At 60.4% G+C, this 25,200-nt stretch carries 17 protein-coding genes and 2 pseudogenes; 7 read left to right on the top strand and 12 right to left on the bottom strand.

The genetic code is table 11. The features are described from left to right. Positions 1 to 17 precede the first annotated feature (17 nt). The 3 genes and pseudogenes from BLU48_RS09435 to BLU48_RS09425 all read left to right on the top strand — a co-directional run bounded on the left by BLU48_RS09435 (position 18) and on the right by BLU48_RS09425 (position 5,226). Positions 18 to 2,171 (top strand): TonB-dependent siderophore receptor, encoded by a 2,154-nt coding sequence (locus BLU48_RS09435; protein WP_057024039.1) that lies wholly within the window; start codon positions 18 to 20, stop codon positions 2,169 to 2,171. Between the two features lie 1,160 nt (positions 2,172 to 3,331). Then, positions 3,332 to 3,847, top strand: a pseudogene (locus tag BLU48_RS32635) (methyl-accepting chemotaxis protein); the annotation flags it as partial. 251 nt (positions 3,848 to 4,098) lie between these two features. Next, on the top strand, positions 4,099 to 5,226 hold the full coding sequence (locus BLU48_RS09425) for a sensor histidine kinase (protein WP_057024041.1): 1,128 nt from the start codon (positions 4,099 to 4,101) through the stop codon (positions 5,224 to 5,226). A gap of 44 nt (positions 5,227 to 5,270) precedes the next feature. Here BLU48_RS09425 and BLU48_RS09420 read toward each other — a convergent pair whose 3' ends face one another. From BLU48_RS09420 to BLU48_RS09400, 5 genes are all read right to left on the bottom strand, one after another. After that, entirely contained in the window at positions 5,271 to 7,700 is a 2,430-nt protein-coding gene (locus tag BLU48_RS09420) for a TonB-dependent siderophore receptor (RefSeq protein WP_057024042.1), read from the bottom strand. Between the two features lie 75 nt (positions 7,701 to 7,775). Further along, complete coding sequence (locus BLU48_RS09415; protein ID WP_057024043.1) at positions 7,776 to 8,744, bottom strand: FecR family protein; 969 nt, start codon at positions 8,742 to 8,744, stop codon at positions 7,776 to 7,778. Next, complete coding sequence (locus BLU48_RS09410) at positions 8,741 to 9,274, bottom strand: sigma-70 family RNA polymerase sigma factor (protein ID WP_057024044.1); 534 nt, start codon at positions 9,272 to 9,274, stop codon at positions 8,741 to 8,743. The genes BLU48_RS09415 and BLU48_RS09410 overlap by 4 nt, the downstream gene beginning before the upstream one ends. A 191-nt stretch (positions 9,275 to 9,465) precedes the next feature. Further along, positions 9,466 to 10,131 carry a TIGR02466 family protein gene (locus tag BLU48_RS09405; RefSeq protein WP_057024045.1) on the bottom strand — a complete coding sequence of 222 codons (666 nt, stop codon included), beginning with the start codon at positions 10,129 to 10,131 and terminating at the stop codon, positions 9,466 to 9,468. A gap of 87 nt (positions 10,132 to 10,218) precedes the next feature. Further along, positions 10,219 to 11,007 (bottom strand): NAD(P)-binding domain-containing protein, encoded by a 789-nt coding sequence (locus BLU48_RS09400; protein ID WP_057024046.1) that lies wholly within the window; start codon positions 11,005 to 11,007, stop codon positions 10,219 to 10,221. 143 nt (positions 11,008 to 11,150) lie between these two features. On the opposite strand from BLU48_RS09400, the gene BLU48_RS09395 reads away from it, so the two are divergent. After that, positions 11,151 to 11,771, top strand: a complete 621-nt coding sequence (locus tag BLU48_RS09395; protein ID WP_057024047.1) for a LysE family translocator — start codon at positions 11,151 to 11,153, stop codon at positions 11,769 to 11,771. 65 nt (positions 11,772 to 11,836) lie between these two features. Continuing rightward, a pseudogene (locus BLU48_RS09390) lies at positions 11,837 to 11,938 on the top strand (methyl-accepting chemotaxis protein); the annotation flags it as partial. 78 nt (positions 11,939 to 12,016) lie between these two features. On the opposite strand, the gene BLU48_RS09385 reads toward BLU48_RS09390, so the two are convergent. Next, a complete protein-coding gene (locus BLU48_RS09385) occupies positions 12,017 to 12,961 on the bottom strand; it encodes an aromatic alcohol reductase (protein ID WP_057024048.1) in 945 nt (314 codons plus the stop codon). Between the two features lie 47 nt (positions 12,962 to 13,008). Between BLU48_RS09385 and BLU48_RS09380 the strand changes: the two genes are divergently transcribed. Further along, positions 13,009 to 13,452 (top strand): winged helix-turn-helix transcriptional regulator, encoded by a 444-nt coding sequence (locus BLU48_RS09380; protein ID WP_082636685.1) that lies wholly within the window; start codon positions 13,009 to 13,011, stop codon positions 13,450 to 13,452. A gap of 129 nt (positions 13,453 to 13,581) precedes the next feature. Here BLU48_RS09380 and BLU48_RS09375 read toward each other — a convergent pair whose 3' ends face one another. Both BLU48_RS09375 and BLU48_RS09370 read right to left on the bottom strand, forming a co-directional pair. Beyond that, complete coding sequence (locus BLU48_RS09375) at positions 13,582 to 19,707, bottom strand: YDG domain-containing protein (protein ID WP_083348198.1); 6,126 nt, start codon at positions 19,705 to 19,707, stop codon at positions 13,582 to 13,584. Between the two features lie 39 nt (positions 19,708 to 19,746). After that, entirely contained in the window at positions 19,747 to 21,519 is a 1,773-nt protein-coding gene (locus tag BLU48_RS09370; RefSeq protein WP_057024050.1) for a ShlB/FhaC/HecB family hemolysin secretion/activation protein, read from the bottom strand. Between the two features lie 448 nt (positions 21,520 to 21,967). Between BLU48_RS09370 and BLU48_RS09365 the strand changes: the two genes are divergently transcribed. Continuing rightward, positions 21,968 to 22,552 (top strand): DUF6630 family protein, encoded by a 585-nt coding sequence (locus BLU48_RS09365; RefSeq protein ID WP_057024051.1) that lies wholly within the window; start codon positions 21,968 to 21,970, stop codon positions 22,550 to 22,552. A 169-nt stretch (positions 22,553 to 22,721) separates the two neighbouring features. Here BLU48_RS09365 and BLU48_RS09360 read toward each other — a convergent pair whose 3' ends face one another. The 4 genes from BLU48_RS09360 to BLU48_RS09345 all read right to left on the bottom strand — a co-directional run bounded on the left by BLU48_RS09360 (position 22,722) and on the right by BLU48_RS09345 (position 25,138). After that, the gene (locus BLU48_RS09360; protein ID WP_057024052.1) at positions 22,722 to 23,021 is read right to left on the bottom strand and encodes a hypothetical protein; all 300 of its coding nucleotides are present in this window, start codon (positions 23,019 to 23,021) and stop codon (positions 22,722 to 22,724) included. Between the two features lie 106 nt (positions 23,022 to 23,127). After that, positions 23,128 to 23,490: a VOC family protein gene (locus tag BLU48_RS09355; protein ID WP_057024053.1), complete on the bottom strand. Its 363-nt coding sequence runs from the start codon at positions 23,488 to 23,490 to the stop codon at positions 23,128 to 23,130. 112 nt (positions 23,491 to 23,602) lie between these two features. Continuing rightward, positions 23,603 to 24,049, bottom strand: a complete 447-nt coding sequence (locus BLU48_RS09350) for a GNAT family N-acetyltransferase (protein ID WP_057024054.1) — start codon at positions 24,047 to 24,049, stop codon at positions 23,603 to 23,605. 57 nt (positions 24,050 to 24,106) lie between these two features. Next, complete coding sequence (locus BLU48_RS09345; RefSeq protein WP_057024055.1) at positions 24,107 to 25,138, bottom strand: NADP-dependent oxidoreductase; 1,032 nt, start codon at positions 25,136 to 25,138, stop codon at positions 24,107 to 24,109. Positions 25,139 to 25,200 lie beyond the last annotated feature (62 nt).

Here is a 25,200-nt window from a genome sequence, read left to right as displayed (position 1 = left end):
TGGGGAGCCCTATAACAATGTTTGTGCAACAACGCGGCGGCAACGTTTTTTCACCCAGCTTGATGGCAATTGCTATCTGCCTGGCAACCTCGCACGCGGCCCTGGCCGCCGATGCCGAAGCACCGGCCACCATTGAACTGGGCGCCACCGAGGTCTCCGGCCAACAGCTGGGCCAAACGACCGAAGGCACCGAGTCGTACACTACTGGCTCGATGAACACCGCGACCAAGCTCCCCCTGACCCTGCGCGAAACCCCGCAGGCCGTGACCGTGATCACCCGTCAGCGCATGGACGACCAGGCGATGACCAGCATCAACGATGTGGTCAACGCCACGCCCGGGCTGTTCCTGAACTACTCCAACGGCCCTGGCCGCCAGGCCTTTACCGCCCGCGGTTTTGACATCGACAACCTCATGTATGACGGTATCCCCAGCGGCTATAACGGCGCGTCGGTAGGCGCGCAGCCGAACCTGGCGATGTTCGATCGCGTCGAGGTGGTGCGCGGCGCCACCGGCTTGGTCACCGGCGCGGGCAACCCTTCGGCGGCCATCAACCTGATCCGCAAGCGGCCGTTGTATGAGCAGAAAGTCACCCTGACCGGTGCCGCCGGTAGCTGGGACGACTACCGCGGCGAGCTCGATGCCTCCAGCCCGCTCAACGACAGTGGTACCTGGCGCGGCCGGGTCGTGACCTCCTACCGCGATGCCAACAGTTTCATCGATAAAGCCGAGCAGGATCACGGCCTGTTCTATGCGGTGACCGAAGCCGACCTGAGCGAAGACACCAGCCTTACCCTCGGTTTCTCGAACCAGAAGGACAAGACCAACTACTTCTGGGGCTCGTCGATGATCGGCCAGGATGGTCACCACCTGAACCTGTCGCGCTCCTATAACCCGGGCACCGACTGGGAGAACAAGGACCAGGAAATCAACACGGTATTTGCCGAGCTGCGCCAGCGCCTGGCCAATGACTGGAACCTGCAGGTCAACGCCAATTATTCCGAACAGGATGCATTGTTTTCCGGCTCCTACCAGTCGCGCTGGACCAACAACACTCTGGCCCGCACGGTGTACCAGGCCACTTATGATGAAAACCAGGCGGGTCTCGACGCCTTTGCCAGCGGCCCGTTCCAGGCATTCGGGCGCACCCACGAACTGGTGGTGGGCGCCAGCAAGCGTATCTACGACATGACCACCCACAACTACAGCCCGTACGACATGAACTGGCCGCTCAATGCCGGCAAGCCGAATTTCGTCCACACCAACAACGCGCGCGACGTCACCACCCAGGATGGTTTCTACCTGACCACGCGCCTGAGCCTGGCCGACCCGCTCAAGCTGATCCTCGGCGGGCGCCTGGACTGGTACGACTACGATAACCGCGATGGCGATGGCGACTACAAGGTCACCCGCAACCTCACCCGCTACGCCGGCCTGATCTACGAGCTGGACGACCAGCACTCGGTGTATGTCAGCTACAGCGATATCTTCACACCGCAGAAGGAAAAGAACACCAGCGCCACCCCGCTCAAGCCGATTGTCGGCAAGAACTATGAAGTGGGTATCAAGGGCGAATACCTGGGCGGCGCGCTGAATGCGAGCCTGGCGGTGTTCCGCGTCGACCAGGAAAACCGCGGCGTACAGATCGTCGTGCCGGATTGCCCGCAGGCCTCCTGCTACCAAGCCTCGGGCGAAATCCGCAGCCAGGGCATCGACTTCGAACTGCAAGGCGCCTTGACTGAGAACTGGCAGGTCGGCGGTGGTTATACCTACGCGCGCACCCACACCATCAAGGACGACGCCAACCCACAGAAGGTCAACAAGCAGTTCGACACCGACACCCCGGAGCATCTGTTCAAGCTGACCACCCGCTACAACTTCCAGGGCCCGCTGGAAAAACTTCGCGTGGGCGGCAACATTTCCTGGCAGAGCCGCATGTACAACGACATCGCACTGGCGGATGGCAGCCAATATCGGCTCAAGCAAGGCGGCTATGCCGTCACCGACCTGATGGCCGGCTACCGGGTCAACCAGCACCTGGACCTGCAGCTCAACGCCAACAACATCTTCGACCGCAAGTACTATCAGGCCATTGCCAACTCTGCGAGCTATGGCGGTGATTCCTATGGTGCTCCGCGCAACATGATGCTGACCGCCAAGTACAGCTTCTAAGCGTCCATGCCGCCGCGGCTGCCTGTTCGGGCAGCCGTTCTAAAGTCCGCAAAAGGCCTGCCGATAAAGCGTTGGCAACCGCAAAAATCCCGAACATCTGCTTCACTCCACAGCGGCAGGCCTTCGTGGCACGCTGCGTGCTTGCTTGACCTCGGCACCCCACCCTCATGGAGTAAGAGTGAATGCCCGTCCGCCCCCGTTTTCTTGAGCACTACCGCAAGGCCGACCGCATCATGCTGGCATTGATCTGGCTGATGTCGCTATTCTCCCTGGGCTTGGCGTTCTGGCATGACACCTGGCTACAGGCGCTGATCGTCGGTGGCGGCACCGGCGTGGTGCTGACGGCGCTCTACCGCGTCATCGGCGGCACCCGTGTGATGCGCTGCGCACTGGGCGCCGGCCTGATGGTAATGGCAGCGCTGCACATCAACCAGGCGCATGGGGTGATCGAAGCCCACTTCGGCATCTTCGCATTATTGGCGGTGTTGACCTTCTACCGTGACTGGCTGCCGATCCTGGTGGCGGCGCTGACCATCGCCGCGCATCACCTGGTGTTCCACGCGTTGCAACATCAGGGTTTTCCGGTGTTTGTGATGGAGCATCACGGCGGCTGGACGATGATCTTCGTTCATGCGTTCTACGTGGTGATGGAAACCGTCGCCCTGCTCTACCTGGCGGTGCACAGCCAGGCCGAAGCGGTCGAGAGCCAGGAAATGCTCGAGAAGATGCTCGCCGTCACCTCGCAGCTCACCGTGGAATCGGCCAAGGGTGAAGGCAAGACGCGAGTCTCCCTGGCCACGCGTTTCGACCACTTCCTGCAACAGCTCACCCAACTGATCGATGGCGTTGCCCGCGATTCCCACGGCCTGGGGCAACTCGGCCAGGAACTGGCCACCGCCAGCGGCACCCTGGAAAAAGGTGCGCGGCACCAACTGGCGCAGATCGGCGAGATGACCGGTTCGATGCAGCGCCTGGAAGACGCCATGGGCCACATCACGGTGCAGGTCGAACAAGCGGTGGAACACGCAGGCCAGGCCAGTCAGCAGATTGTTCGCGGCCAGGAAAGCGTCGGTCGCGCCCAGCATGAAATCAGCCAATTGGCGTCACGCATCAACGGTACTGAAACCACCGTGCAATCCCTGGCCGTGCAGGCCGAGCAAATCGGCTCGGTGCTGGAAGTGATCAGCAGCATCGCCAACCAGACCAACCTGTTGGCCCTCAACGCCGCCATCGAAGCCGCCCGCGCCGGCGAACAGGGCCGGGGCTTTGCCGTGGTGGCCGATGAAGTGCGCAGCCTGGCCCAGCGCACTGCCCTGTCCACCCAGGAAATCAAGACCATCATCGAGGGCCTGCAACAGGGCAGCCGCCAGGCCGTCGAAGCCATGCACGCCAGCCGCGAAGGCGTGGAGCGCTGTGTGGAAGACAGCCAGTTGGCGGTGGACATGCTCCACGCCGTGGGCCAGGACATTGCCCACATCGATCAACTCAACGGCCGCATTGTCACCACCACCCGCGAGCAGACCTCGGCAAACCTGGAAATTGTCGAACGCTTGCAGTCTGTGCAAACCATCGCCCAGAACACCGCCGACGACGTCGAGACCCTCGCCCGCAGCAGCGAACGCCTGCCGCCGATTGCGGTGCGGTTGGATGCGCTGGGGCGCAGGTTTCATTCTTAAGTAGAGCTGCAGACACACGTGGGTGAAAATGTGGGAGGGGGCTTGCCCCCGATGGCCATAGGTATCTACACAAGGTCGGCTGTCAGGCCGCCTTCGGAGGCAAGCCTCCTCCCACAGTTGGACCGCGGCTAGAGTGCCCGCCACCGGTCGAGCTATTAAAGCAACCGACAACCTCCTACACTGCCGACATTCATACTTACCTGCGCAGCCTCGCTTTTCTGCCCGCCTCGCCTCTTACCAGGACCCCAGACATGCGCCTGCCCGACTTCATCCTTGAGCACCTCGAACCGATCCTGCAGGCCTGGGAAGACTTCGCCAGAACCATCAAGACGCCGGGCGGGGACCTCGATAGCGTGGCGCTGCGCGATCATGCCGAGCAGATGTTGCGGGCGATCGTGACCGACTTGCGCACCACGCAGACCAAGCGAGAGCAAACCGCCAAGGCCCAAGGGCTGATTCCGGCCGATGACCAGGAAACCGCCGCTGAAACCCACGCAATGACGCGCCTGATGGCCGGTTTCACGATTGATCAAATGGTCTCGGAATACCGCGCCCTCAGAACCAGTGTGGTCAGCCAATGGATGAGGCAGGTCAACGAGGGGACGCCGATCAATGTCGACGACATGACCCGGTTCCATGAAGCCATCGATCAGGCGCTCGCCGAGTCCATCGCCAGCTATTCACGTGCGGTCGAGGCATCACGCAATGTGTTCCTGGGCATACTCGGCCACGACCTGCGCACGCCGCTGGGCGCGATCCTGCTGGGAGCCGACGTGCTCAGGCGTTCAAAGGACATCGGCGCCCGGGACAACAAAATTGCCAACCAGATGTACACCAGTGTGCGCCGAGCGAGCCGGATTGTTGGCGACCTGCTTGACCTGACACGTTGCCAGATGGGCCCGGGCATCCCGGTAAAAACCGCGGATATCGATCTCTCACCGCTGTGCCAGCGGGTGGTGGAAGAAATCCAGGCGTTTCATCCTGAGGCCAATGTCGTTTTCGACATGAAGACTGCCGTTTCAGGAAAATTTGATGGCGCCAGAATGGAACAGGTCTTCTCGAACATCATCAGCAACGCGGTGGAGCATGGGGACACCACCTTCCCGATCAAGGTCGAGCTAGGCACCGCGGAGGCGTGCGCGGTATTCACCGTGCACAACCGCGGCGAGGCGATACCCGAAGACGTGCTGCCCTTCATATTCAACCCCATGGGCCGTTTCTCCCAGCGCTCGGTAACAGATCTCGGCTCCGCAGAAGGATTGGGCCTGGGCCTTTTCATTGCCTCGGAAATCGTGGCATCCCATGCCGGCTCCATCGATGTCAGCTCGGATGCAGAACAGGGCACTGTATTTAGCGTGAGGCTCCCCCTCGACCGGTAAGCCACCCACGCCGTTAATGGCTTGATCGAGCGATAAGAGCTTCACTAGAAACTGTAGCGCGCTGTCAATTTCAAATTACGTGGGTCGCCATAAATGTCGTACGGGCTATAGGCACCATTGGCCACGCTGCTGTAGTACACACGGTCGAACAGGTTGTTGAGGTTCATCTGCAGGTCCAATTGATCGCTGGCCTTGTAGCCTGCTACCAGACCGACCACGGTGTACGAGCCCTGTTCGTTTTTCCAGGCTGTGGCACCGGCGCCTCCCGCGGTGCGGATGCGGCTTTGCTGGTAGACATCGCCGCCAACGCGCCAACGTTGCAACTCACCAGGCAAGGTGTAGATGGTCGAGAGCTTGAACAGTTGGCGCGGTTTCTTGCGATCGAAGTCTTCGCCCTCACGGGCCGCATTGGCATCGCTGACGTATTGGGTCTGGGTGTAGGTGTAGCCACCTGCCAACTGCCAGTTATCGGTGAGGGCGCCCTGGATTTCCATATCAATACCGCGACTGCGCACCAGGCCGGCAGCTTCATAACAGGCGCTGGCCGGGCCCGAGCCACAGCCTTTGACGTCAGTCAGTTCTTGGGCGCGATTCTTCTGGTCAATCTGGAAAACCGCCATGCTGGCATTCAATGCGCCGTCAAAATATTCGCCTTTGATACCCACTTCATAGTTCTCACCCACGACAGGAACGATGGCTTTTGCATCAACGCCTTTTTCGCTCTGCGGCTTGAAGATATCGGTATAGCTGACATACACCGAATGATGGGTATCCAGGTCATAGACCAGGCCGGCGTAGCGCGTCAGATTGCGCGTGACCTTGTAGTTGCTTTCGCTGTTTGCACTGTCGTCGAACTCATACCAGTCGACACGACCACCAAGGATCAGCGAGAGCGGCTCAGTCAAGCGCAGACGGGTGCTGGCATACACGCTGTCCTGGGTGGTGGTTTCAGGAAGGCCATTACTGCCCCTGACGTAATCCGGCTTGGCATGCCCACGTGGATCCCATGTAAAAGGGTTGATGCCGGCGTCGGTGTATGCGCTCCAGGCTTTGCCGGAGCGATAATCCAGCTTGCGCCTGCTGACGCCCAGGGTCAGGTCATGCTGTTGGCCGAGCAGTTGGAAGGGGCCGCTGAGCGCCAGGTCGTAGCCGGTTTCCTTCTGCTCCATGGCTTCCGTCCAAAGATACCGGCGGTTGTATTCCCAGATCGAAGAGGCCAGCACGTCGGTGTCGGTCTTGGACTGCATGGCGGCCGCACGCAGCGTCCAGTCATTGGGCAAGCCTTGCTCCAGGGTAGCGAAATAGCCGGTGGTGCGATTGTCCGAGTATTCCCAGTCCTGCCCCAGGAAGGTGTCGCGGGGCAGTCCAAGATGACCGCCGCCACGGGCCATGGGCAATCCCCCCCAGATATAGTTGGTGTGGCTCTTTTGGCGGTAACCGCCCAGAGTCAGGGTGGTCGTTTCACTCAGGTCGGCGTCGACCACGCCGTAGAACAGATCATTGTCACTCTCCACCGAGTCGCGAAAACTCTTGGCGTCTTGCCGCGAAACCACGGTACGCGCCCGCAGGGTGCCGCTGTCATTGAGCGGGCCACCGACATCCAGCGTACCGGAGTAATCATCCCAACTGCCGGCACTGCCGGTGAATGTGCCCTGGAATTGAGGGGTGGGACGCTTGCGCACCAGGTTGATAGCACCCGCAGGGCTGCCGGCGCCCTGGGCCAGCCCGTTGGGGCCGCGCACGATCTCCACCCGGTCATACATCGCCAGGTTGGCCTCGCCGCTGGGCAGATAGGTGAGGAAGCTGGTGGGAAAACCGTCGTACATGATGTTGTCGACGTCGAATCCCCGTGCGCTGAACGTCGGCCGCCCAGCACCGCCAGAGTTATTCAGGAAAAGCCCCGGAGCACTTTTGACCACGTCGCTGATGCTGGTCATGGCCTTGTCATCCATGCGCTTGCGCGTCACCACGCTGACCGATTGCGGCGTTTCGCGCAGGCTCAAGGGCAGTTTTGTGGCAGTCTGCATGGTTCCGGTAGTGTAGGAGCCGCTGTTTTCGGTCGTCGCTGTCAGACCTTGGCCGGTGATGCTGGTCGCACCCAGCTCCAGGGCTGTATCCGCCACCTGCGGTGTCAACACGTAGAGACCATTACCCTGCGCCGAGGCTTGCAGGCCGGTGCCCTGGAGCAGTTGCTGCAGGCCATCGTCCACGCTGGTGGCGGCATGCAGGCCAGGGCTGCGCAGACCTTCCACCATCCCAGGCTCGATCGGCAGGGTGATACCCGCCTGGCTGGCAAAGGTAGAGAGTGCACTGCTCAGGTTGCCGGCCGGCACCTGATAGGCCCGGCTCTGCTGCGCGCCCTGCTCGGCGGCCAGCAGCGTAGCGCAAGTCAGGCCGCCACCCGCAATGATCAGGCCCAGTGCGGTCGCGTGTACCGCCCGCGCCAATGGTTGCATGCCCAGCGTCGTCGCCATGTGTTCGTCCCCGCCCATGAAAGTGATGTTGTTATGAGAGGGACACGTAGCTGGGCAAAAACACGACACGCTTATTTACGCGTTTCTACGCGTGGTGACAGTCACCCAGTAGGGCGTGCGGTAAAGGACGCTTACCGGCAGCGTCTGGCTGAGAGCCTGGAGAATCTGGTCGGTATCGCGCAACTGGAAGGTGCCGGAGATCAGCAACCCTGCGACGGCTGGATCGCAACGCAGCAGGCCGGGACGATAGCGATTCAACTCAGTGATGAAATCATCCAGGCGCATCTTTTCTGCGCGCAGCACACCGGCAAGCCAGTCCAGACGGTTATGCGCCAGTGTCATCGAAGGTTCCACGGCCTGGTTGTTGACGTAGGTCTGCCGGCCCGCTGCCAGGCGCATCATGCCCTCCTCCCCGGGTAACAGCCGCGGGCGCACCACGGCCGTGCCGTCCAGCGCGGCGAGGTAAGTGCGCTGCGGGTATTGGCGCACCATTAGGCGGTTGCCGAAAAGGACGATGTGGGCTTCGGCGGTGTCGACGATGAACGGCGGCCCCGCAGTCATGTGGGGCACCTCAAAGAGCATCTCGCCTGCGATAAGACGTATGCGACGAACGCTGCCGTCGTAGGCAATGTCGACAGCGCTGCCAGTGTTCAGGCGAATCTGCGCGCCATCCGGCAGGTTCAGGGTGCGCTGCTCGCCTGCGGCGGTGCGCTCGTCCGCCTGCCACTCGCGCCATGGCAGCCCCCGATGGGCGGCAAGGCCCAGCGGAGCGGCAGCGATCAGCATCGCCAGGGTCTTGAGCACCTGCCGCCGCTCCAGGCCGCGTGGGCGCTCAAGCGCTGCGCGCTCTGCACGTGCGGCAAGCTGCTGGGCTCGGCCGCAAAACTGTTCGGCCAGTTGCCAGGCCCGTTCGTGGTCGGCATGCCGCGCCCGCCACTCGGCGCCAGCGGCATGCTCGGCGGCGCACGTGTTGCTGTTCTGCAAGCGTACGTACCAGTTGGCCGCTTCGCGGGCAATACGCCGGTCGATGGGCGTGTTATTCATGCCGCGCTCTGGCTGGCGAGCACAATGCATTCTTCCAGAGCCCGCGCAAGGTAGCGCTGTACCGAACGCACGCTGAGACCGAGCCGGCTGGCGATCTCTTCCTGCGTATACCCCTCCAGTTGTGACATCAGGAACGCTTGCCGGGTTTTGGCCGGCAAGAGCGCAAGTACCTGGTCGATCTCGTCGAGGGCTTCAAGCACCAGCGCCTGATGTTCCAGCGACGGCGCCAGGTCTTCCGGGGTTTGCGCCAGCGCAGCCAGGTAGGCCTGTTCCAGTGAGCGACGGCGGTAGAGGTTGAGGGTGAGGCGATTGGCAACAGTGGCCAGATACGCACGTGGAGTTGTGAAGTTCAGCGGCTCGCCAGGCCCACTGCTGAGCAAACGCACGAACGTATCCTGGGCCAGGTCTGCCGCATCAGCCGCATTGCCCAGACGCCTGCGCAACCAACCCTGCAGCCAACCGTGGTGGTGGCTGTAGAGTTGCCCGATAGATTGAGACACGTGATGATTGGCTGGTGAAGTTGGTTGCACGGTATAAGACAGATGTTAATGAGAATTCATCGCATTCTATCAGTGAAACGTCTTACCCGTACACGTAAAAAGTCCTGCAATGAAGCAGCGGTATTGGCGGGCAACAATCGGCGATGTTCTGAGGGGTATTCCACGACCCTGACGCCCGATGCTATCTCTACTCAGGCGGCTGCGCCCCCGGCCGGGCACGCTCAAACCCCAAAGTTGAACGCAATTGAGATCCGCGGCCGCGTACCTGAAAAGCGTCGTACCGAGTGCATCAGCCAAGACGGAAACATGACAAAGGTGCCACTGGCCGCCGCGCAGGTACTACTGAACCCGGCAGTCAGGCAGTCCTCCACTCTCATTCGCAGGGCCGGGTTATAGGTCGAGGCCACCATGCCGCGCGGGTCGAGAAATTCCAGGTCCCCACCCACTGCCGGATCGTCCTCCCGGCCACCGGCATCGACCCAATACACCCCGGACCAGAACGCTCCCGGGTGGCCGTGCAATGCATTGCTGTGCCCGGCCTCATTCACGTTCACCCAGGCATTGATCTTCCATTCGAAACCGGGCTCGATAAAGCCGTATTGCTCGCTATGCACTGCTGTCAGTTGAGTGGCGAACTCTGTGGCAAACCTCACCAGTGTCTCGCAGGCTACCCCGCCCCACTCCGGGAAATCATGGGCGGACTGCCAACCGCCGGTATTGCTGCGCTGCGCCCCCAGGGTGTCGGCGGCCATGCGCTGGGCAATCAGGGCTTTGAGCTCGCCGTTGAGCCATTGCGCATCCGGCACCTGGATGCTGGCCAACGGGCTTGGAAACAGCCGGCGGATGGTGATGAGCTGCGGATCCAACCGCTGATGACAAGTCTGCATCGAGGCACTACCCGGTTACGCAAGTGGCTGAAAAACATACCGAATGAGCGCGCCCAGTGGTGTAAACCTTTGTTAAGAACTTGAGGGTTATTGATCGCCGGAGTGCCCCTGCGACGTTTTCTGCAGGCGCTCCAGCACCTCATCACACGCCGCTGCCCACGCCTGCGGCGCGCCTTTGTCGCGCAGCACTTCGAGCCCGGCAGCCGTGAAGGTGCCCGGCGTCGCGATGGCATTGCCCAAGGTGTCCATGCGCGCCTGGGGCTGATGACCGGCGCTCGCCAGGCAGTCCTGCATATTGCCCATCACCAATTGCCGGGCATGCTCCGGACTCAGTCCTTTATCGGTAAACCACTGCTGAAGATCATTGAGAAAGAAATAGAACCAGCCGTTCATGCAGGCTGTTACCGTGGCCAGTTCGAAGGCATCTTCCTGATCCAGCACGATCAACGATCCAAGGGTGCCCAACAACGCCTCATGGGCCTGCCCCGCTGGCGTGACCACCACGGTCGACTGGTTGATCTGCGCGGCATAGGACAGCATCGCCCGCACGGGCTGCGCCTGTGGGAAGCAACGCAGCAGGTCATTCAATTTCATGCCGGCGACCAGGGAAACCAGGGGTTGCCCTGGCTTGAGGCGGACCTCCCTGGAAAGCGCCTCCACCACCTCAGGGCGCACACCCAGGAACAACAGGTCCGCCTGATCGACCACGTCCTGGTTGTCGGCCATGACCTCACCAGCCCAGGCCCTGCCCAACTGCCGGGCGCGCTCACGGTTGCGTGGCGACAGCAGCACCCGCCCACTGAAACCGCCGCGACGCAAGCCGATCACCACTTTTTCAGTCAATTCGCCGACGCCCAGGATGCCGATGCTCAGCAAGGTGTTTCCTCCGTTTCGAAAGCCCGTGAAGGGTGTCGCAGCATCATAGCCAGATTACAAGGCAGCGGGCCAACGCAAGGATTGTCCAACCGCGCCACGTAGCCTTATGCTCATGCCTCTGCCACCTGTCACCTGGAGCCGCCATGGACCTCGCCACCCTCGCCCTCTTTCTCCCCGCCTGCTTCGCCCTGAATATGGCGCCCGGCCCCAATAACCTGCTGTCGGTGAGTAACGCCACCCGCTACGGCTTTCGCACCTCCTGCCTGGCCGGTCTCGGCCGCCTGCTGGCCTTCGCCGGCATGATTGCCCTCGCCTCTGCCGGGTTGGCGGTGGTGCTGCAGACCTCGGAATTGTTGTTCTACGCAATCAAGATTCTCGGCGCGGCGTATCTGTTTTACCTGGCCTATCAGCTATGGCGTGCGGACCCACAGGCAGAGACCCAAACGGCCACCAACAAAGTCGGCTTATTGGCCTTGGCGCGACAGGAGTTTCTGGTGGCGGCGGGCAACCCCAAGGCTATCCTGATCTTCACCGCCTTCCTCCCCCAGTTCGTGGTGCCCGGCCAACCCATCACCACGCAATTCGCCCTGCTGGGCGCGATGTTCCTGGCCCTGGAATGGGTCGCCATCAGCGCCTACGCCTATATGGGCCTGCATATGCGCCGCTGGTTCGCCGAGCCACGTGGCAAGCGCCTCTTCAATCGTTGCTGCGCGGGGTTGTTGTCGGCGGCGGCGACGGTGTTGTTGACAGCGCGCAGGGCTTGATCCGGCCGTAGGCGCCAGGCAGCACGAGCAGAATGCGCTGCGAGAGGCGCAAGTCACGCATCAGCGGACATGGGCGCGGTTTCGCTGTGGTGGCCGACGAGGTGCGTAAACTCGCGACACGTACCACCGAAGCAACCGAACAAGCAGCCGGGATGATTGCTCGGTGAGCCGCGTCGCGCCTGTGATACAGCCCACCAATGAATTGCCGGTGCTGAGGTGGCGAGCAGTTTAATGTTGCCGCAAGCCTAGAATCCCTCGCGACGACTTAAATTAGACTGCGCCCATTGTTCCGCGCTGGTCACAGGTAATTCATGGGCTCCATTGAATGTCAGCGCTACATCCCAGGCGACACCTCGGCCCATCGCGAAAACAGCGCGGTATTTGCGTAGATTATCGTCAGGCATTTCCTCAAGGTCTGCCAGCAATCGCTGTACGCTAAGCACTCGGCGCTGGATTTTTTGTCCGGTGACGCGCTCAAGCAGATCGGCCACGTCGCCGTAACTGAGGGTGTCGCCAGCCGTGTATACCACCTGATTGACGATGCACGGGTGCTGGAGGACGATGGCCGCGGTGAGCTTGCCGATGTCTTCTGGCGTCGTCACCGTAACCCTGGTCTCGACGCTGCCCAGCGCATTGACCTGTCCGCCGTGCAGGTCAACGACCCCGAAAGCCGGATCGAACAGAAAGCTGGTGAACATGCCGGTTGAAATAATCACCCACTCAGTCCGCGATTGCGCACGCAACAGGTCGCGGACATCCAATTGCTCATCGAACAGGTCTTGCGGGCTGCCACGGCCAATCACGTCATAGTCAACGCCGAACTGCCAGGGAATGTAGCGTTTCACACCTGACGCGAGCGCGGCCTCGGTCACCTTGCGCTGGGTGCCCCGGCCCGCCGCAAACCCCACGCAGCTGATCACTGTATCGAAGCGTCCCAACACCGCGGCAAGTTCTTCCTCGCCGGCCTGCGTGATGTCGGCTGTCTCGATGTCGACACCGAGCGTCCTGATCGCTTCGATTTCCCGTTGTTTTTCCTGGGATGAGCTCTGCAACGCCGCCTGGCGCAGCAGCACGCTGATGCTCGCCAATTCGGTTGATCGAGCGGCCAGGCCTTGTAGCACGGCAAGCCCCAGCTCACCGGCGCCTAATACCAGAATACGTTGTTTGACGTTTGAACTAGCAGCCTGCATGGTAAACCTCTGATTGGCGCAATTGACTTGAAGCTGGGGATCTTGCCATGGGCATCGATGCGCAAAAAGTAGGTACATCGGTGATACCGAGCGGCCTGGACGCTCAGGAAATCGTGCGGCTTTCGCAGGGTGCCTGTCGCGCGCTCAGCGACGACGAGGATGGTCTTAAGCGCGATATCCTGGGCCATTCAGGCAATCGGTGGTCACTGGGCGTGGTGCATGCACTGGGCGTGACCAGCCCCTTGCGACACGCGGAGTTACGTCGCCGATTGCACGGCGTCACTCAACGCATGCTCACTCACACACTGCGTCAGCTGGAGCGCGACGGGCTGATCTCTCGTCACGATTTTGGCGAAAAGCCCTTACGGGTCGAGTACGCCCTGACCGATCTTGGTATGGGCTTATTGGTGCAGATGATTCCGCTGTGGACGTGGGTGATCGAGCAGTCGGGGCATTTTAACGAGGCGCGCAGGCGTTATGACGAACAGTAAGGGCCGGATATCGACTAAGCCATCGGCGCCTGATTACTCTAAAGAACCGGACCAGCAAAAAAAACGCCCGATGCAGCGCATCGGGCGTTTTTGTCAGGGCCCACCTATTCAGCCATCAGGTGGGATCAATCAGCGGCTTACCACCCCCGTATGGTGGATTTGACCGGCGCTTCCCTGGCGCGGTGAATGTTCGATCACCACGTTTTTTATCGAGTCGACGGTGACGCCCAAATGTTGTTTCGCGATGGCCAGACCATAGGTCGCAAGCTCCTCGTTCGACAGCGCCTGGGTGACCGGCTCGGCCTCCACCAGCAACGTGGCGTCCTTCAGCATGCTGACGCTGATCAGCAGAAGCTCGCCCGTGCCCAGTGCCACCGAACCTTGCGATCGCGATACACCTTGCTCTTGCAGCATCGGCAGGTTACGCAGGGTCGATGCCACTTTCTCCAGCAAAATATTGTTGCCCATGTCGCTCGCCGCGTATTTCCCTTGGCCCAGCAGCTCCTTGCCGGCGTGCGAACTGTACAAATTCAACACGTTTTTCGTGGCTGGGGTAGAAACGCCATCCTCGACGACCAGGCTGAAGTTGCCGTTTGCACTCAACAGGTCACCACGCAATGGCGCGTTCGCGCCGATGTCCAAGGCGCGCGGCGTGATCGCCGACTCATTGGTCACCAAGGCCGTTGCTGCCATTGGCTGCGTATAGCGCGCAGCGGCTTGGTCAGGGCGGGTCTGCGGCTGGTTTGCCGTCAGCGCGGTGCCGTTGGCGCCTTCGGTTTTGCCCAGCAATCCAACAGGGGTGTAGAGCGGTGCATCGACCGATGCGCTGCCGCTGACGCGATCACTTGCCAGTTGGTAGTTGGCAAAGTCATTGCCGATCAATTGCAGACCGATCACCGCGACAGGCTTGTTACGGCCAGCCCCTGGAGTCAGGAAGTCGGCACTGCCGATGGCCCCGACACTGTCGCCCGCGACAACGCCGCCCAACGTCACGTCGCGGATCGTCGCCGTGGTGCTCCCATCGTGCAGTTTGTCGGCAATATCAACCGCTGCCGTTAAGGTTTTCTTATCGATAACGCCGGTGCCGATTTGCGCGCCGGTATTGAAGCTGTAGTTGCCCGCCTCTTCACCCGCCAGGCTGATGCCCGTACCGGTAACGGACTTGTCCACACCTGCATTCTTGTCGATAAAGCTTCCCTGGTTACCGACCACTTGCAGTTCGTCAGCATCGCCGTCAACCACACCCACCAACTGGACATTGCCCAGGCTGGCGGTGGTGTTGCCGTCGTAGACTTTGCCGGAGACGTCTGCGGTGGCGGTCAGGGTTTTCTTGTCGATAACGCCAGTGCCGATTTGCGCCCCGGTATTGAAGCTGTAGTTACCCGCCTCTTCACCCGCCAGGCTGATGCCCGTACCGGTTACCGACTTGCCAACCCCTGCGTTCTTGTCGATAAAGCTGCCCTGGTTGCCGACCACTTGCAGCTCGTCAGCATCGCCGTCAACCACACCCACCAACTGGACATTGCCCAGGATGGCGGTGGTGTTACCGTCGTAGACTTTGCCGGAGACGTCTGCGGTGGCGGTCAGGGTTTTCTTGTCGATAACGCCAGTGCCGATTTGCGCCCCGGTGTTGAAGCTGTAGTTACCCGCCTCTTCACCCGCCAGGCTGATGCCCGTACCGGTTACCGACTTGCCAACCCCTGCGTTCTTGTCGATAAAGCTGCCCTGGTTGCCGACCACTTGCAGCTCGTCAGCATCGCCGTCAACCACACCCACCAACTGGACATTGCCCAAATTGGCGGTGGTATTGCCGTCGTAGACCTTGCCGGATACATCCGCCGTGGCGGTCAGGGTTTTCTTGTCGATAACGCCAGTGCCGATTTGCGCCCCGGTATTGAAGTTGTAGTTGCCCGATTCTTCACCCGCCAGGCTGATGCCCGTACCGGTTACCGACTTGCCAACCCCTGCGTTCTTGTCGATAAAGCTGCCCTGGTTGCCGACCACTTGCAGTTCGTCAGCATCGCCGTCAACCACACCCACCAACTGGACATTGCCCAAATTGGCGGTGGTATTGCCGTCGTAGACCTTGCCGGATACATCCGCCGTGGCGGTCAGGGTTTTCTTGTCGATAACGCCAGTGCCGATTTGCGCCCCGGTGTTGAAGCTGTAGTTACCCGCCTCTTCACCCGCCAGGCTGATGCCCGTACCGGTTACCGACTTGTCCACGCCTGCATTCTTGTCGATAAAGCTGCCCTGGTTACCGACCACTTGCAGTTCGTCAGCATCGCCGTCTACCACACCCACCAACTGAACATTGCCCAGGTTGGCGGTGGTGTTGCCGTCGTAGACCTTGCCGGAGACATCTGCGGTGGCGGTCAGGGTTTTCTTGTCGATAACGCCGGTGCCGATTTGCGCGCCGGTATTGAAGCTGTAGTTACCCGCCTCTTCACCCGCCAGGCTGATGCCCGTACCGGTTACCGACTTGCCCACACCTGCGTTCTTGTCGATAAAGCTGCCCTGGTTGCCAACCACTTGCAGCTCGTCAGCATCGCCGTCAACCACACCCACCAACTGGACATTGCCCAAATTGGCGGTGGTATTGCCGTCGTAGACCTTGCCGGAGACATCTGCGGTGGCGGTCAGGGTTTTCTTGTCGATAACGCCGGTGCCGATTTGCGCGCCGGTATTGAAGTTGTAGTTGCCCGATTCTTCACCCGCCAGGCTGATGCCCGTGCCGGTAACCGACTTGCCGATGCCTGCGTTCTTGTCGATAAAGCTGCCCTGGTTGCCGACCACTTGCAGCTCGTCAGCATCGCCGTCAACCACACCCACCAACTGGACATTGCCCAGGCTGGCGGTGGTGTTGCCGTCGTAGACCTTGCCGGATACATCCGCCGTGGCGGTCAGGGTTTTCTTGTCGATAACGCCAGTGCCGATTTGCGCGCCAGTGTTGAAACTGTAGTTGCCCGCCTCCGCGCCACCCAGGCTGATGCCCGTACCGGTGACCGACTTGCCGGTGCCCGCGTTCTTGTCAATAAAGCTGCCCTGGTTGCCCACCACATCCAGGTTGCCCACATCGCCACTGATCACACCGACCAACTGAATGTTATTCAAGCCGGCTGCGGTATTACCGTCATAGACCTTGCCGGAAACGTCTGCGGTCGCCGTCAGGACTTTTTTGTCGATGTTGCCGATATCACCACTGGCAGTGTTGGAGACCAACTGGTAGCCGTACACCTTGGCATTACCGTTCTGCGCTTCGCCAAGGCTGATGCCGTTCACGGTGACGGTCTTGGCGCTTCCGGCGTTTTTGGTGTCGTAGCTTGCCGTGTCATAGCCGGCGATGATGAGGCTTATATCGTCACCATCGATAGCGCCTGAAGTCGCGGTGAAGTTGTTGGCCTTGACGGTGGCGTGGGCATCACCATCGTAGGTTTTGCTGACCTCGCCGGTCAGGCCCACCGCGACTTTGGGAGCGACGGTGTAGATGTGGCCGTTTCCGCCAGACTGCGCCAGTGTGTCGCCGTAATGAGCGTTGTATTGCTTGAAATCAAGCGGCAGGCCGCCGCGTACGTCCGCCTCCGGGCTGGTCGAATAGGTCAGCCAGCGCCCATTGCTATTGGAGGCATTCAGCGCCGCACTGCCTGCGTTATTGATGAAGTTGCGCGCAGCACTCAAGACCACCGCGTCGCCGCTGCCTTTGCCGGTAACGCTGCCTGCGTTGCCGATCACCACATCCGCCTGGCCCGCACGGGCGATCACATGCCCGGTCGAACTGGTGTTCTGCAGGGCACCGTCGACCTGGATGCTGCCATTGAGCAAGGTCAGGCTGTTGTTGGCCTGGAAGCCGAACCCGCTGTTGTTCACGGTCGTGGTGCCGGTGCCGTCCAGCCGGCCAATGGTCAGGTTCATGATGTTGTCGAGCTTGCCCAGCGTATTGGCCGTCGCAATGCCGTCGCTGCCATCCAGGGAGATATTGGTGGCGATGTTCCAGGGCTCCAGCCTGAGGCTGGCGGTCGACACATTCTGCAGCGTGGCTTGGGTGAAATCGATATTGGTCGCACGCAGGGTCAGTGCGTCGTTGCCGGTATCGAGCTTGACGTTGCTGGTGAAGTTAATGTTGCCGTCGGTGTAAATCGATGCACCACCGAGCATGGTCAGCGGCGTCGAGAAGTTGACGTCACCATTGAGGGTGAGCTTGCCGCCCAGGCGCTTTTCACCTGTCGAACCGCCCAGCCCTTTGGCCCCCATCGCATCGCCGAAGTACAGCCGCCCCGCGCCGAGGGCTATATCGCCCGTGAGCGTGGCAATGCTTTCCGGGTAGTTGGTTGCACCAAACGACAGATACAGATTGCCGCCGGCCGTGTTGATTGGCGTGTTGATGGTCAACGCCCCGCGCCCACCCGTGTCCGAGTCGCTGGACAGCCGCACATAACCGCCATGGGTGCTGACGGCGCCGGCGATGGTCAGGCCGTCGGCGCCGAGGAGCGTGATACTGCCTGCGCCGGGAACCCCGCTGCCGATATTCCCGACATTATGCGTAGGCAGGTCAGCGAGCGCCGGGTTGGCCCCCGCGCCGTGCGCAATCAGGTTGAACGAGTTTTTGATCGAGCCTGACCCGCTGCCGCCCGCTTGCATGTAGATACTGCCGGTACCCGATACTTCCAGGGTATTGGCCGCATTGGCGAAGCTGATCACCGCATCGCTGCCGCCCGCAGCTTCAGCGCGGAAACTGACATCATTCTGCATGGTGATGGTGCCATCGCCACCATTTTGCGTCAGATCGGCAAACGTAATGGAGTCGGTGGCTTGCAGCAGCACGTTAGCGGTCTGCGCCTCCAGTGCCTTTTCCGTTACGCTGCTGCCGGTAATTGCGTCACCCGCTGTACCGCCGCCGCGGACCGTAATAGTGGCGGGGTCCAGCAACAGATCGCCGGTACGCCCGTGAGAGGCGCGTGCATCGGTGACACCGCTGTACTGCAGTGTCTGTTTGCCGGACACCTCGGCCTTGCCGCCATTACCGCTTTGCGCGCCGCCACGTACCGAAACGGTGCCGGCGAAGCGCGTACTGTCATCCGCCCAGAACACTGCGGTACCGCCATCGCCCTGGCCGGTCGAATCGGCACGCACCGTCGTGCGTGCATCCACCGTGACCCTGCGCGCGTTGGCGATACTCGTGTCCTTGCCCTGCCAGCCGCCGCCCACCTTGACCGTGCCGCCGCCGTGGGTGCCGCTGGCATCCAGCGCAGCCCCCGTGAGGGCGATCTGCTCGCCGGTGATAACGATGTCGCCGCCCTTGCCCTGCTGCGAAGAGACATCGAGCACCCCAGCCACCTGGGTCGAGCCGCCCTGATCGTCACCGTCCAGCACGATACGGCCATTGCGCTTGAGCATGCCCTTGGCTTCGATGAGGCCAGTGTTGTTGACCACGCTGCTGATGGCTGCATCGGCCGAGCGTGCACTCAGCGTTACCAGGCCACCGTCAGCGCTGATCTGGCCGCTGTTCTGCACCAGCGCATCCAGCACGCCGCGGTCGACATTCACGCTGACCAGGCCATCGCCGGTGAAATCCAGGCTGACTTTGTCACCCGCGGCAAGCGCCGTGCTGCCGCCAGGCGTATGGATCACCCCGCTGTTGCTGACTTGCGGCCCGATCAATGCGACCACGCCACCTTCGGTGGTGGTGATACGCCCCTGGTTACTCACCGCGCCGGCACCGGCACCGCCGCCGAGGGTGGTTTTACCGGCCAGGAAATCTTCATCGCTGATCTTCAGCGAAGAGGCGACCAGCCCGCCCACATTGACCTGGGCGCCTTTACCGATGACCACGCCACTGGGATTCAATAGCCAGACCTGGCCGTTGGCATTCAGTTTGCCGAGGATCTGGCTGGCATTGCCGCCCCCGACCACCCGGTTGAGCGCGACACTGGCGCTGTTTGGCTGCTGGAACGTCACACTGGCGTCACGGCCCACATCAAAGCTGTTCCAGTTGGTCACCAACTTGCCGGTGGATTGGTCAATCACCATGTGGTTGCCGTTCTGCGAGATGCTGCCCGCGCCACCGACTATCGTGCCGCCGGTCGGCAGGTCGGCCGCCTGGGCCACGCTCGCGCCCAAAAGGCCCAGGGCCGCGAGCGTAGCCATCAGCCCACCCCGCTTGCCACGGGCGTTGGTGTGTTCGGAAACAGCGACATAAGCCTGGGCGACATCGCTCCAGACCAAACGATAAACATGGTTCAACGAGGCGTTCTTCATAATGGAATGCTCTTGAGAATTCGGGGGCTGACGGCGTGATCAGAAAGCGACGGACGTTTGTAGCCAGGCGCGCCAGTCGCTGGAGCGACTGTCTGCGTCATGGCCCGACAGACTGCGACCGGGGTTGTCGCCCAGCGTGCGCGCGACCGCGGTGCGCACGGTCCAATTGCCGACCCAGAGGTTGGCGCCCAGCCCGACGGCATTGAGGTCATAACGGCTGGCGTTTTCGGCATTGTTGACCGAGCCTTCCCACTGCTTTTCATGCAGCCAGATACGGCCGGTGTCGAAGAAACCCAAGGCCTGGAACTTGGCCATCGGCAGGCCGAGATCGATCTCGCGACGCAACTCCAGTGTGCCCAGCCAGCCATGATCGCCGGCGGCCTCGCCAACCGGATAAGCACGCACGCCAGCCGGTCCGCCGAGCAGGAACTTCTCGGACGAATCGAGGTTCTGGCTGGCCCATTGAGTGGACACCGCGCCGAATACCGTCCAAGTGTCAGCGGCGCCCAGGCTTTGCAGGCGCGACAGGCGCACATTGACTTTATGGAACTGACCGTCGCTCTTGGCGCTCATGCGGTCGGCGAACTCATCATCGCGATTGCCTGAAAGGTCGAGCTTGCCAACGGTCAGGGCAACGCTGGCATCGGTCACGCCGCCGCCAGCGAAACTGTCGAAGCGGTTGCCGTTCAGGGCGAAGGTGAAGTTGTCCAGGGAGCGCTCACGCAGTTGGCTGCCCAGCCCACGGTCTTCGAGTTCGCGTCGCTCGTAGGTGGCGGTGACGTCGAGGTTTTGCAGGCGCGAGCGAATCAATGGATAGGTCAGCCCCAGGGAAGCGCTTTTGGCGTTGCCGCGCAGGTCCAGCGGCCTGAATACTTCCTGGTCGACGTCATAACGCAGGTAGGAAGCGGCCGCGAGCAGGCGCAGCCCCGACGGGCTGAGCGGCAAGCTATAGCCACCGCCCACCACCGAGCTGCCTGTGGTTTTGCTGAGCCCGAGGTACAAGCGGTCGCCGAAACCGAAGGGATCATCGACATTGAGTTGCGCGTTGCCGCGCGCCGTGCCGGTACTGCGGTTGCCGTAGTTGTCCGCCGAAACGCCGCCGCTGAAGATCGGCCCTTGCGTGGCATTGATCAACAACTGGCTGGTACCCGGTTCAACGCCACGATCCAGGGCCGACTGGGCCTTGATACCCGGCTGATCGTTGATCAGCAGCAGCGCCCGCTCCAACTCCTGGGCGCGCAGTACCTGGCCTTCAGGCAAGGCTGCGCTGGCAATGTCATGCAAACGCTGGGCAGACGTACGGGTTTGTCCGCTGACTTTGATACGTTCAGCCCCCGATTGCAGCTTGCCTTGGACGATCGCGATTTCGAGCACACCCTCGGTCAAGTCCTGGCGAGGCAAATACGCTCGCGCCAGGACGTAACCCTGACCGCGCAGATAACGGGTCAGGCTTTCCACCAGTTGCTGCAGGCCTGGGTGATCGAGGGTCTTGCCCAGTACCGGCGCGACCAACGCCTGGAGATTTTCGCGGTCGGCCAGTTGGGTATCGCCGCTGAAACGAATGGCATTGAGCTTGATGCGCAACCCTGAGTCTTTTACCGACGAGGTGCCCGATGGAATTTCGAAGGCCGGTGGCGGCTGGGTCGACTGACGTTCGGTCGGCGCGGTTTGCTGCTGCTCGTTAAGCAGTTGCCCGGCATCCGGAATTGTCAGTGCCAGCGTGAAGGGGGCGGTCGTTGAACCGATCAGGGCGATAGTCCACTGCAGCAGATGCCTGCTCACATACATCGAGTCCTTGTGAGAATTGCGCATCGTTGGTTACTCCGTTGGAAACTGTCCGCCCCGACATGGAACGGGAAATGTACGGCGCGCAGTTTTCCAAGCTGCGCACCACAGCGTGTTTGAATGACGGAGTAAAACTTTTGCTGGAGCGGATTCGGACCAAATAGCCTGAAAAAAGATCAAGCGGCGAACGAACGGTTGCTGCGTTTCAGAAGGACACGAAATGCTCGGATGCCCATCGAGGGCATGGTCTACAGGTTAATACGCATGATCAGGAGATAACTGATCATGCTCTGGAACCAAGAGTCCCCCCGTGAATCAACGAATCAGACCGGTCACTGACTGGTTTTCTGGCAACTACACCAAAAGCCAGCTGGCACGCCGTTTTAACGTCAGTCGGCCACTTGCCATCCCGGCTTTTGAAATGCTCATGTAGTATTTAAACGCGATGTTTTCCTCACCGGCATAAGGGACTGGCATGGGCATTTTAGATCGGCTTTTTGGTGGGCGCTTTACCATGCCTCCACCCGAGGAGACAAACCTCAGCGCTTCAGCAATCATGAAGGAACTGCGCCCCGAGCGAAGCGATTCCGGTCAAAAAAAAGCACTGGAGGCTTTTGCCTGGGCACTGGTAGCGTTCATTCCGGAAAAAGAAGGCGCCAGACTTGTTAGACGTGTCATGCGTAGGTACGCAATGGGGGACGACGCACCCAGTGCTCTCACGGAGGGATTCCTGAATGACCCAAAGGGACAAAAACTTGAACACCTCGTTCTCCTTAGCCTGGATTGGAGAGGCTACGACGTATTTGAGTATAAAGCGCCTTATCTGGTCAGCGCCAGTGGTGTGAAAGTACCCTACGCGTGTGTGCGCGAAGGCGCCTCATCAATGCCAGAGGTGCTCCACAACTTTGATCATTGGCTGGCGCGGTTCGGTAAACGTTACCTTCACCTGGACACCGGCGGTGAGAATTACGACGGTGTCATTGTTGACGCTGATCGGCTGGGAGCGATTACTGAGCTGGCTGGACGAGCTGGAATCAACGTCAGTCTTGAGAGCTTCTAGCGAAAGCACGCCCTCCTTCCATGACCGCTCAGTGCGGACTGGCAGTCGGACGCACCACAAAAAAGCCCATCGCAATTGAGCGGTGAGTACAGTCGCCAGTTCGGGTGTCCGCCATCCAAAGACACCAACCGGGCTCGCCGCCTTGCGTGAACGTCTAAAGAGCGGCCCACTATCGATGAGTATCCACTTCTTCGGCCGGATAAAACTCGCCCTTCTTCCCCATCTTTTCCAGCCGTTCGCGCGCGATCAACTCAACGCTGGCCACTGCGGCCTGATCGTCAGGGTTAACCAACTGCAAGCACAGGCGTCGCACATTCTGATCGTGGGTGCCCTCGCTGAGCATTTCGTGGGTGAAGACTTGTTCGCCACGCCATAGGCATAGCTGGGTATGCGTGCCGCCGAGCCATATCTCGTTGATGGATCTAAGGTCAGTGGTAGCCAGTTGATCCACAGTGATTGTCTTGTCCATTGCCCTGTACCTTACCCATGAGTAGATACAGGTAGACTTCCAGGCACAGTCGGTCGTTCCCGGCGTGTGCGGTTCAACTTCGCCAATGGACAGTGACGTCGAGGGTTTAAGGCTCAGGATCAGCTGACCACACCGCCAGCTCGTAGCCATCTGGGTCGATGAAGTGAAAACGGCGTCCACCTGGGAATGAGAAAACCTCACGTCTGATCGTAGCGCCCGCTGCTTTGAGCCTGAGTTCGGTTCGGTCCAGATCGTCGGCATAGAGAATGACTAAAGGACCTCCCGGCCTCACCGGCTCTCCCGTGGTGAATCCACCGGTCATACGACCGTCGCTGAACTCGCAATATGTCGGGCCATAGTCCACGAAGCTCCAATCGAATGCGCTTGCATAAAACTCCTTGCTTCGGGCTATGTCGACGACATTGAACTCGATGTTGTCGATCTGACGGTCTTTTCCTCGGATTCCCATTAACGTTTCCTTGCTGACTGGAAAGAGACAAGCTAAGGGCATAACGATGTCCCTATGCAGCGGTGTGAATTGCTCGGCTTGGTGAATGACCGCCGGCCGATAACTGCCCGCCTCAGGTGTCCCCAAGCAACATGATATGGGTGGCGTGGGCATCATCTGTTCGCTTGAAACCACAGTGCGTATAAAACGCGTTTCCTTCAGACGTATCAGTGGAAAGACGCACGATCTGAAACCTGAGCGCGGCACGTGCAACCAGCGCCTTTACTAGCGTCTGTCCCACATGTTGCCCCCTTGACGAAGCTGCGACGTATACCCGTCGTAGTCTAGCCGCATTATTTCCAGCGTATGGATCAACTGACAGACCTCCAATGCCTATCAGTTGCTGGTTCAAATAGGCCCCCATCAGGCACTCGCCGGGGGCGTCAAAGCGGTTTGCTCCAGAGTGCCACTCGGTAATCAGGCGTGTGAGGAACCTGAAACCTTCACCAACGGCCTCTTTTTCCAGCGCCAGGATCTGTGGTGGAAGCTGCGCGATCTGTTGAATCTCAAATCGTTTCATAACACCCCTATCCTGGTATGAGCTCGTTTTAATGGGCAGGGCTTCAGCTAGACCGGTTTACGCCTCACTGACCTGGACAATCGTCTTGCCAAAGTTACGTCCCTTGAGTTGGTCGATCAAAGCTTGCGGTGCGGTATGCAACCCATGGGTAATCTGTTCGCGATAACTCAATTTTCCATCGGCGATCCACTGGCCCGCCTCCTCGAGAAAATCAGCTAGCTGCTCTTGGGCATATTCCGTCTGGATGAAACCACGCAGGGTCAAGCTCTTGCCCATAATCTGCGCCATCGTATTGGAGAGGCGATCGGTGTTTTCCTGGGCGCCGGACGGTTTCTCGTATTGAGAAATAACCCCGCACACAGGTACGCGAGCGTAAGTATTCAAGAGCGGCAGCACGGCATCCCAGATTTTTCCGCCGACACTTTCAAAGTAGACGTCAATTCCGTCCGGGCAGGCTTTGGCCAGTTGTTCCGCGAAGTCTGGCGCGTTGTAATCGGCCACTGCATCGAAATGCAGCTCGTCCTTCACGTAAGAGAGCTTCTGCGCCCCAGTAGTGATGCCTACCGCTCGTGCCCCACGCAGACGGGCGATTTGTCCGACCATAGAGCCGACCGCGCCGCTGGCAGCTGCAACCACTACGGTTTCGCCAGGCTTGGGCTTGCCAATGTTACGCAAGCCCGCATAGGCCGTGAAACCAGTCATTCCAAGCACGCCCAGTGCGGTGGAAGGCGGCGCCAGGTCTGGCTCAAGTCGACGCAGGTCGCTGCCGTCTGAAACAGCAAAGCGTTTCCATCCGGAAAAAGCCAATACCCAAGCACCGATTTGCCAATCGGGGTGATGGGACTCTCTCACACGGGACACCGTAGCACCGACGATGACCTGGTCGATCTCGATAGGATCGTTGTATGACTTTTCAGCCCTCATCCACCAGCGCATATATGGGTCAATGGAAAGGTAAATGGTTTCCAGCAGAACTTCGCGCTCGCCAGGGATCGGTACTGCTACATCCTCAAGACGTAGGTCGGATGGCTTCAAATCTCCATCTGGACGCGCCGCCAATACGACCTGCTGATTCGATAGTTTTGTCATGACATTCTCGCGCTTGGGTTGACCAAATGATGCGGTAGGCAGCTCCCGCCGCACTCACATAC

It is taken from the genome of Pseudomonas synxantha (assembly GCF_900105675.1).
GTDB classification, from domain to species: domain Bacteria; phylum Pseudomonadota; class Gammaproteobacteria; order Pseudomonadales; family Pseudomonadaceae; genus Aquipseudomonas; species Aquipseudomonas synxantha.
The sequence above is the reverse complement of the archived record's forward strand: the minus strand, read 5'-3'. Positions and strand labels throughout refer to the sequence as shown.

What these genes read in the sequence shown, in the direction of transcription:
- BLU48_RS09435 (WP_057024039.1), top strand. Translation starts at nt 18, where the DNA reads ATGTTTGTGCAACAACGCGGCGGCAACGTTTTTTCACCCAGCTTGATG.
- BLU48_RS09425 (WP_057024041.1), top strand. Translation starts at nt 4,099, where the DNA reads ATGCGCCTGCCCGACTTCATCCTTGAGCACCTCGAACCGATCCTGCAG.
- BLU48_RS09420 (WP_057024042.1), bottom strand. Translation starts at nt 7,700, where the DNA reads ATGGCGACGACGCTGGGCATGCAACCATTGGCGCGGGCGGTACACGCG.
- BLU48_RS09415 (WP_057024043.1), bottom strand. Translation starts at nt 8,744, where the DNA reads ATGAATAACACGCCCATCGACCGGCGTATTGCCCGCGAAGCGGCCAAC.
- BLU48_RS09405 (WP_057024045.1), bottom strand. Translation starts at nt 10,131, where the DNA reads ATGCAGACTTGTCATCAGCGGTTGGATCCGCAGCTCATCACCATCCGC.
- BLU48_RS09395 (WP_057024047.1), top strand. Translation starts at nt 11,151, where the DNA reads ATGGACCTCGCCACCCTCGCCCTCTTTCTCCCCGCCTGCTTCGCCCTG.
- BLU48_RS09385 (WP_057024048.1), bottom strand. Translation starts at nt 12,961, where the DNA reads ATGCAGGCTGCTAGTTCAAACGTCAAACAACGTATTCTGGTATTAGGC.
- BLU48_RS09380 (WP_082636685.1), top strand. Translation starts at nt 13,009, where the DNA reads ATGGGCATCGATGCGCAAAAAGTAGGTACATCGGTGATACCGAGCGGC.
- BLU48_RS09375 (WP_083348198.1), bottom strand. Translation starts at nt 19,707, where the DNA reads ATGAAGAACGCCTCGTTGAACCATGTTTATCGTTTGGTCTGGAGCGAT.
- BLU48_RS09370 (WP_057024050.1), bottom strand. Translation starts at nt 21,519, where the DNA reads ATGCGCAATTCTCACAAGGACTCGATGTATGTGAGCAGGCATCTGCTG.
- BLU48_RS09365 (WP_057024051.1), top strand. Translation starts at nt 21,968, where the DNA reads ATGGGCATTTTAGATCGGCTTTTTGGTGGGCGCTTTACCATGCCTCCA.
- BLU48_RS09360 (WP_057024052.1), bottom strand. Translation starts at nt 23,021, where the DNA reads ATGGACAAGACAATCACTGTGGATCAACTGGCTACCACTGACCTTAGA.
- BLU48_RS09355 (WP_057024053.1), bottom strand. Translation starts at nt 23,490, where the DNA reads ATGGGAATCCGAGGAAAAGACCGTCAGATCGACAACATCGAGTTCAAT.
- BLU48_RS09350 (WP_057024054.1), bottom strand. Translation starts at nt 24,049, where the DNA reads ATGAAACGATTTGAGATTCAACAGATCGCGCAGCTTCCACCACAGATC.
- BLU48_RS09345 (WP_057024055.1), bottom strand. Translation starts at nt 25,138, where the DNA reads ATGACAAAACTATCGAATCAGCAGGTCGTATTGGCGGCGCGTCCAGAT.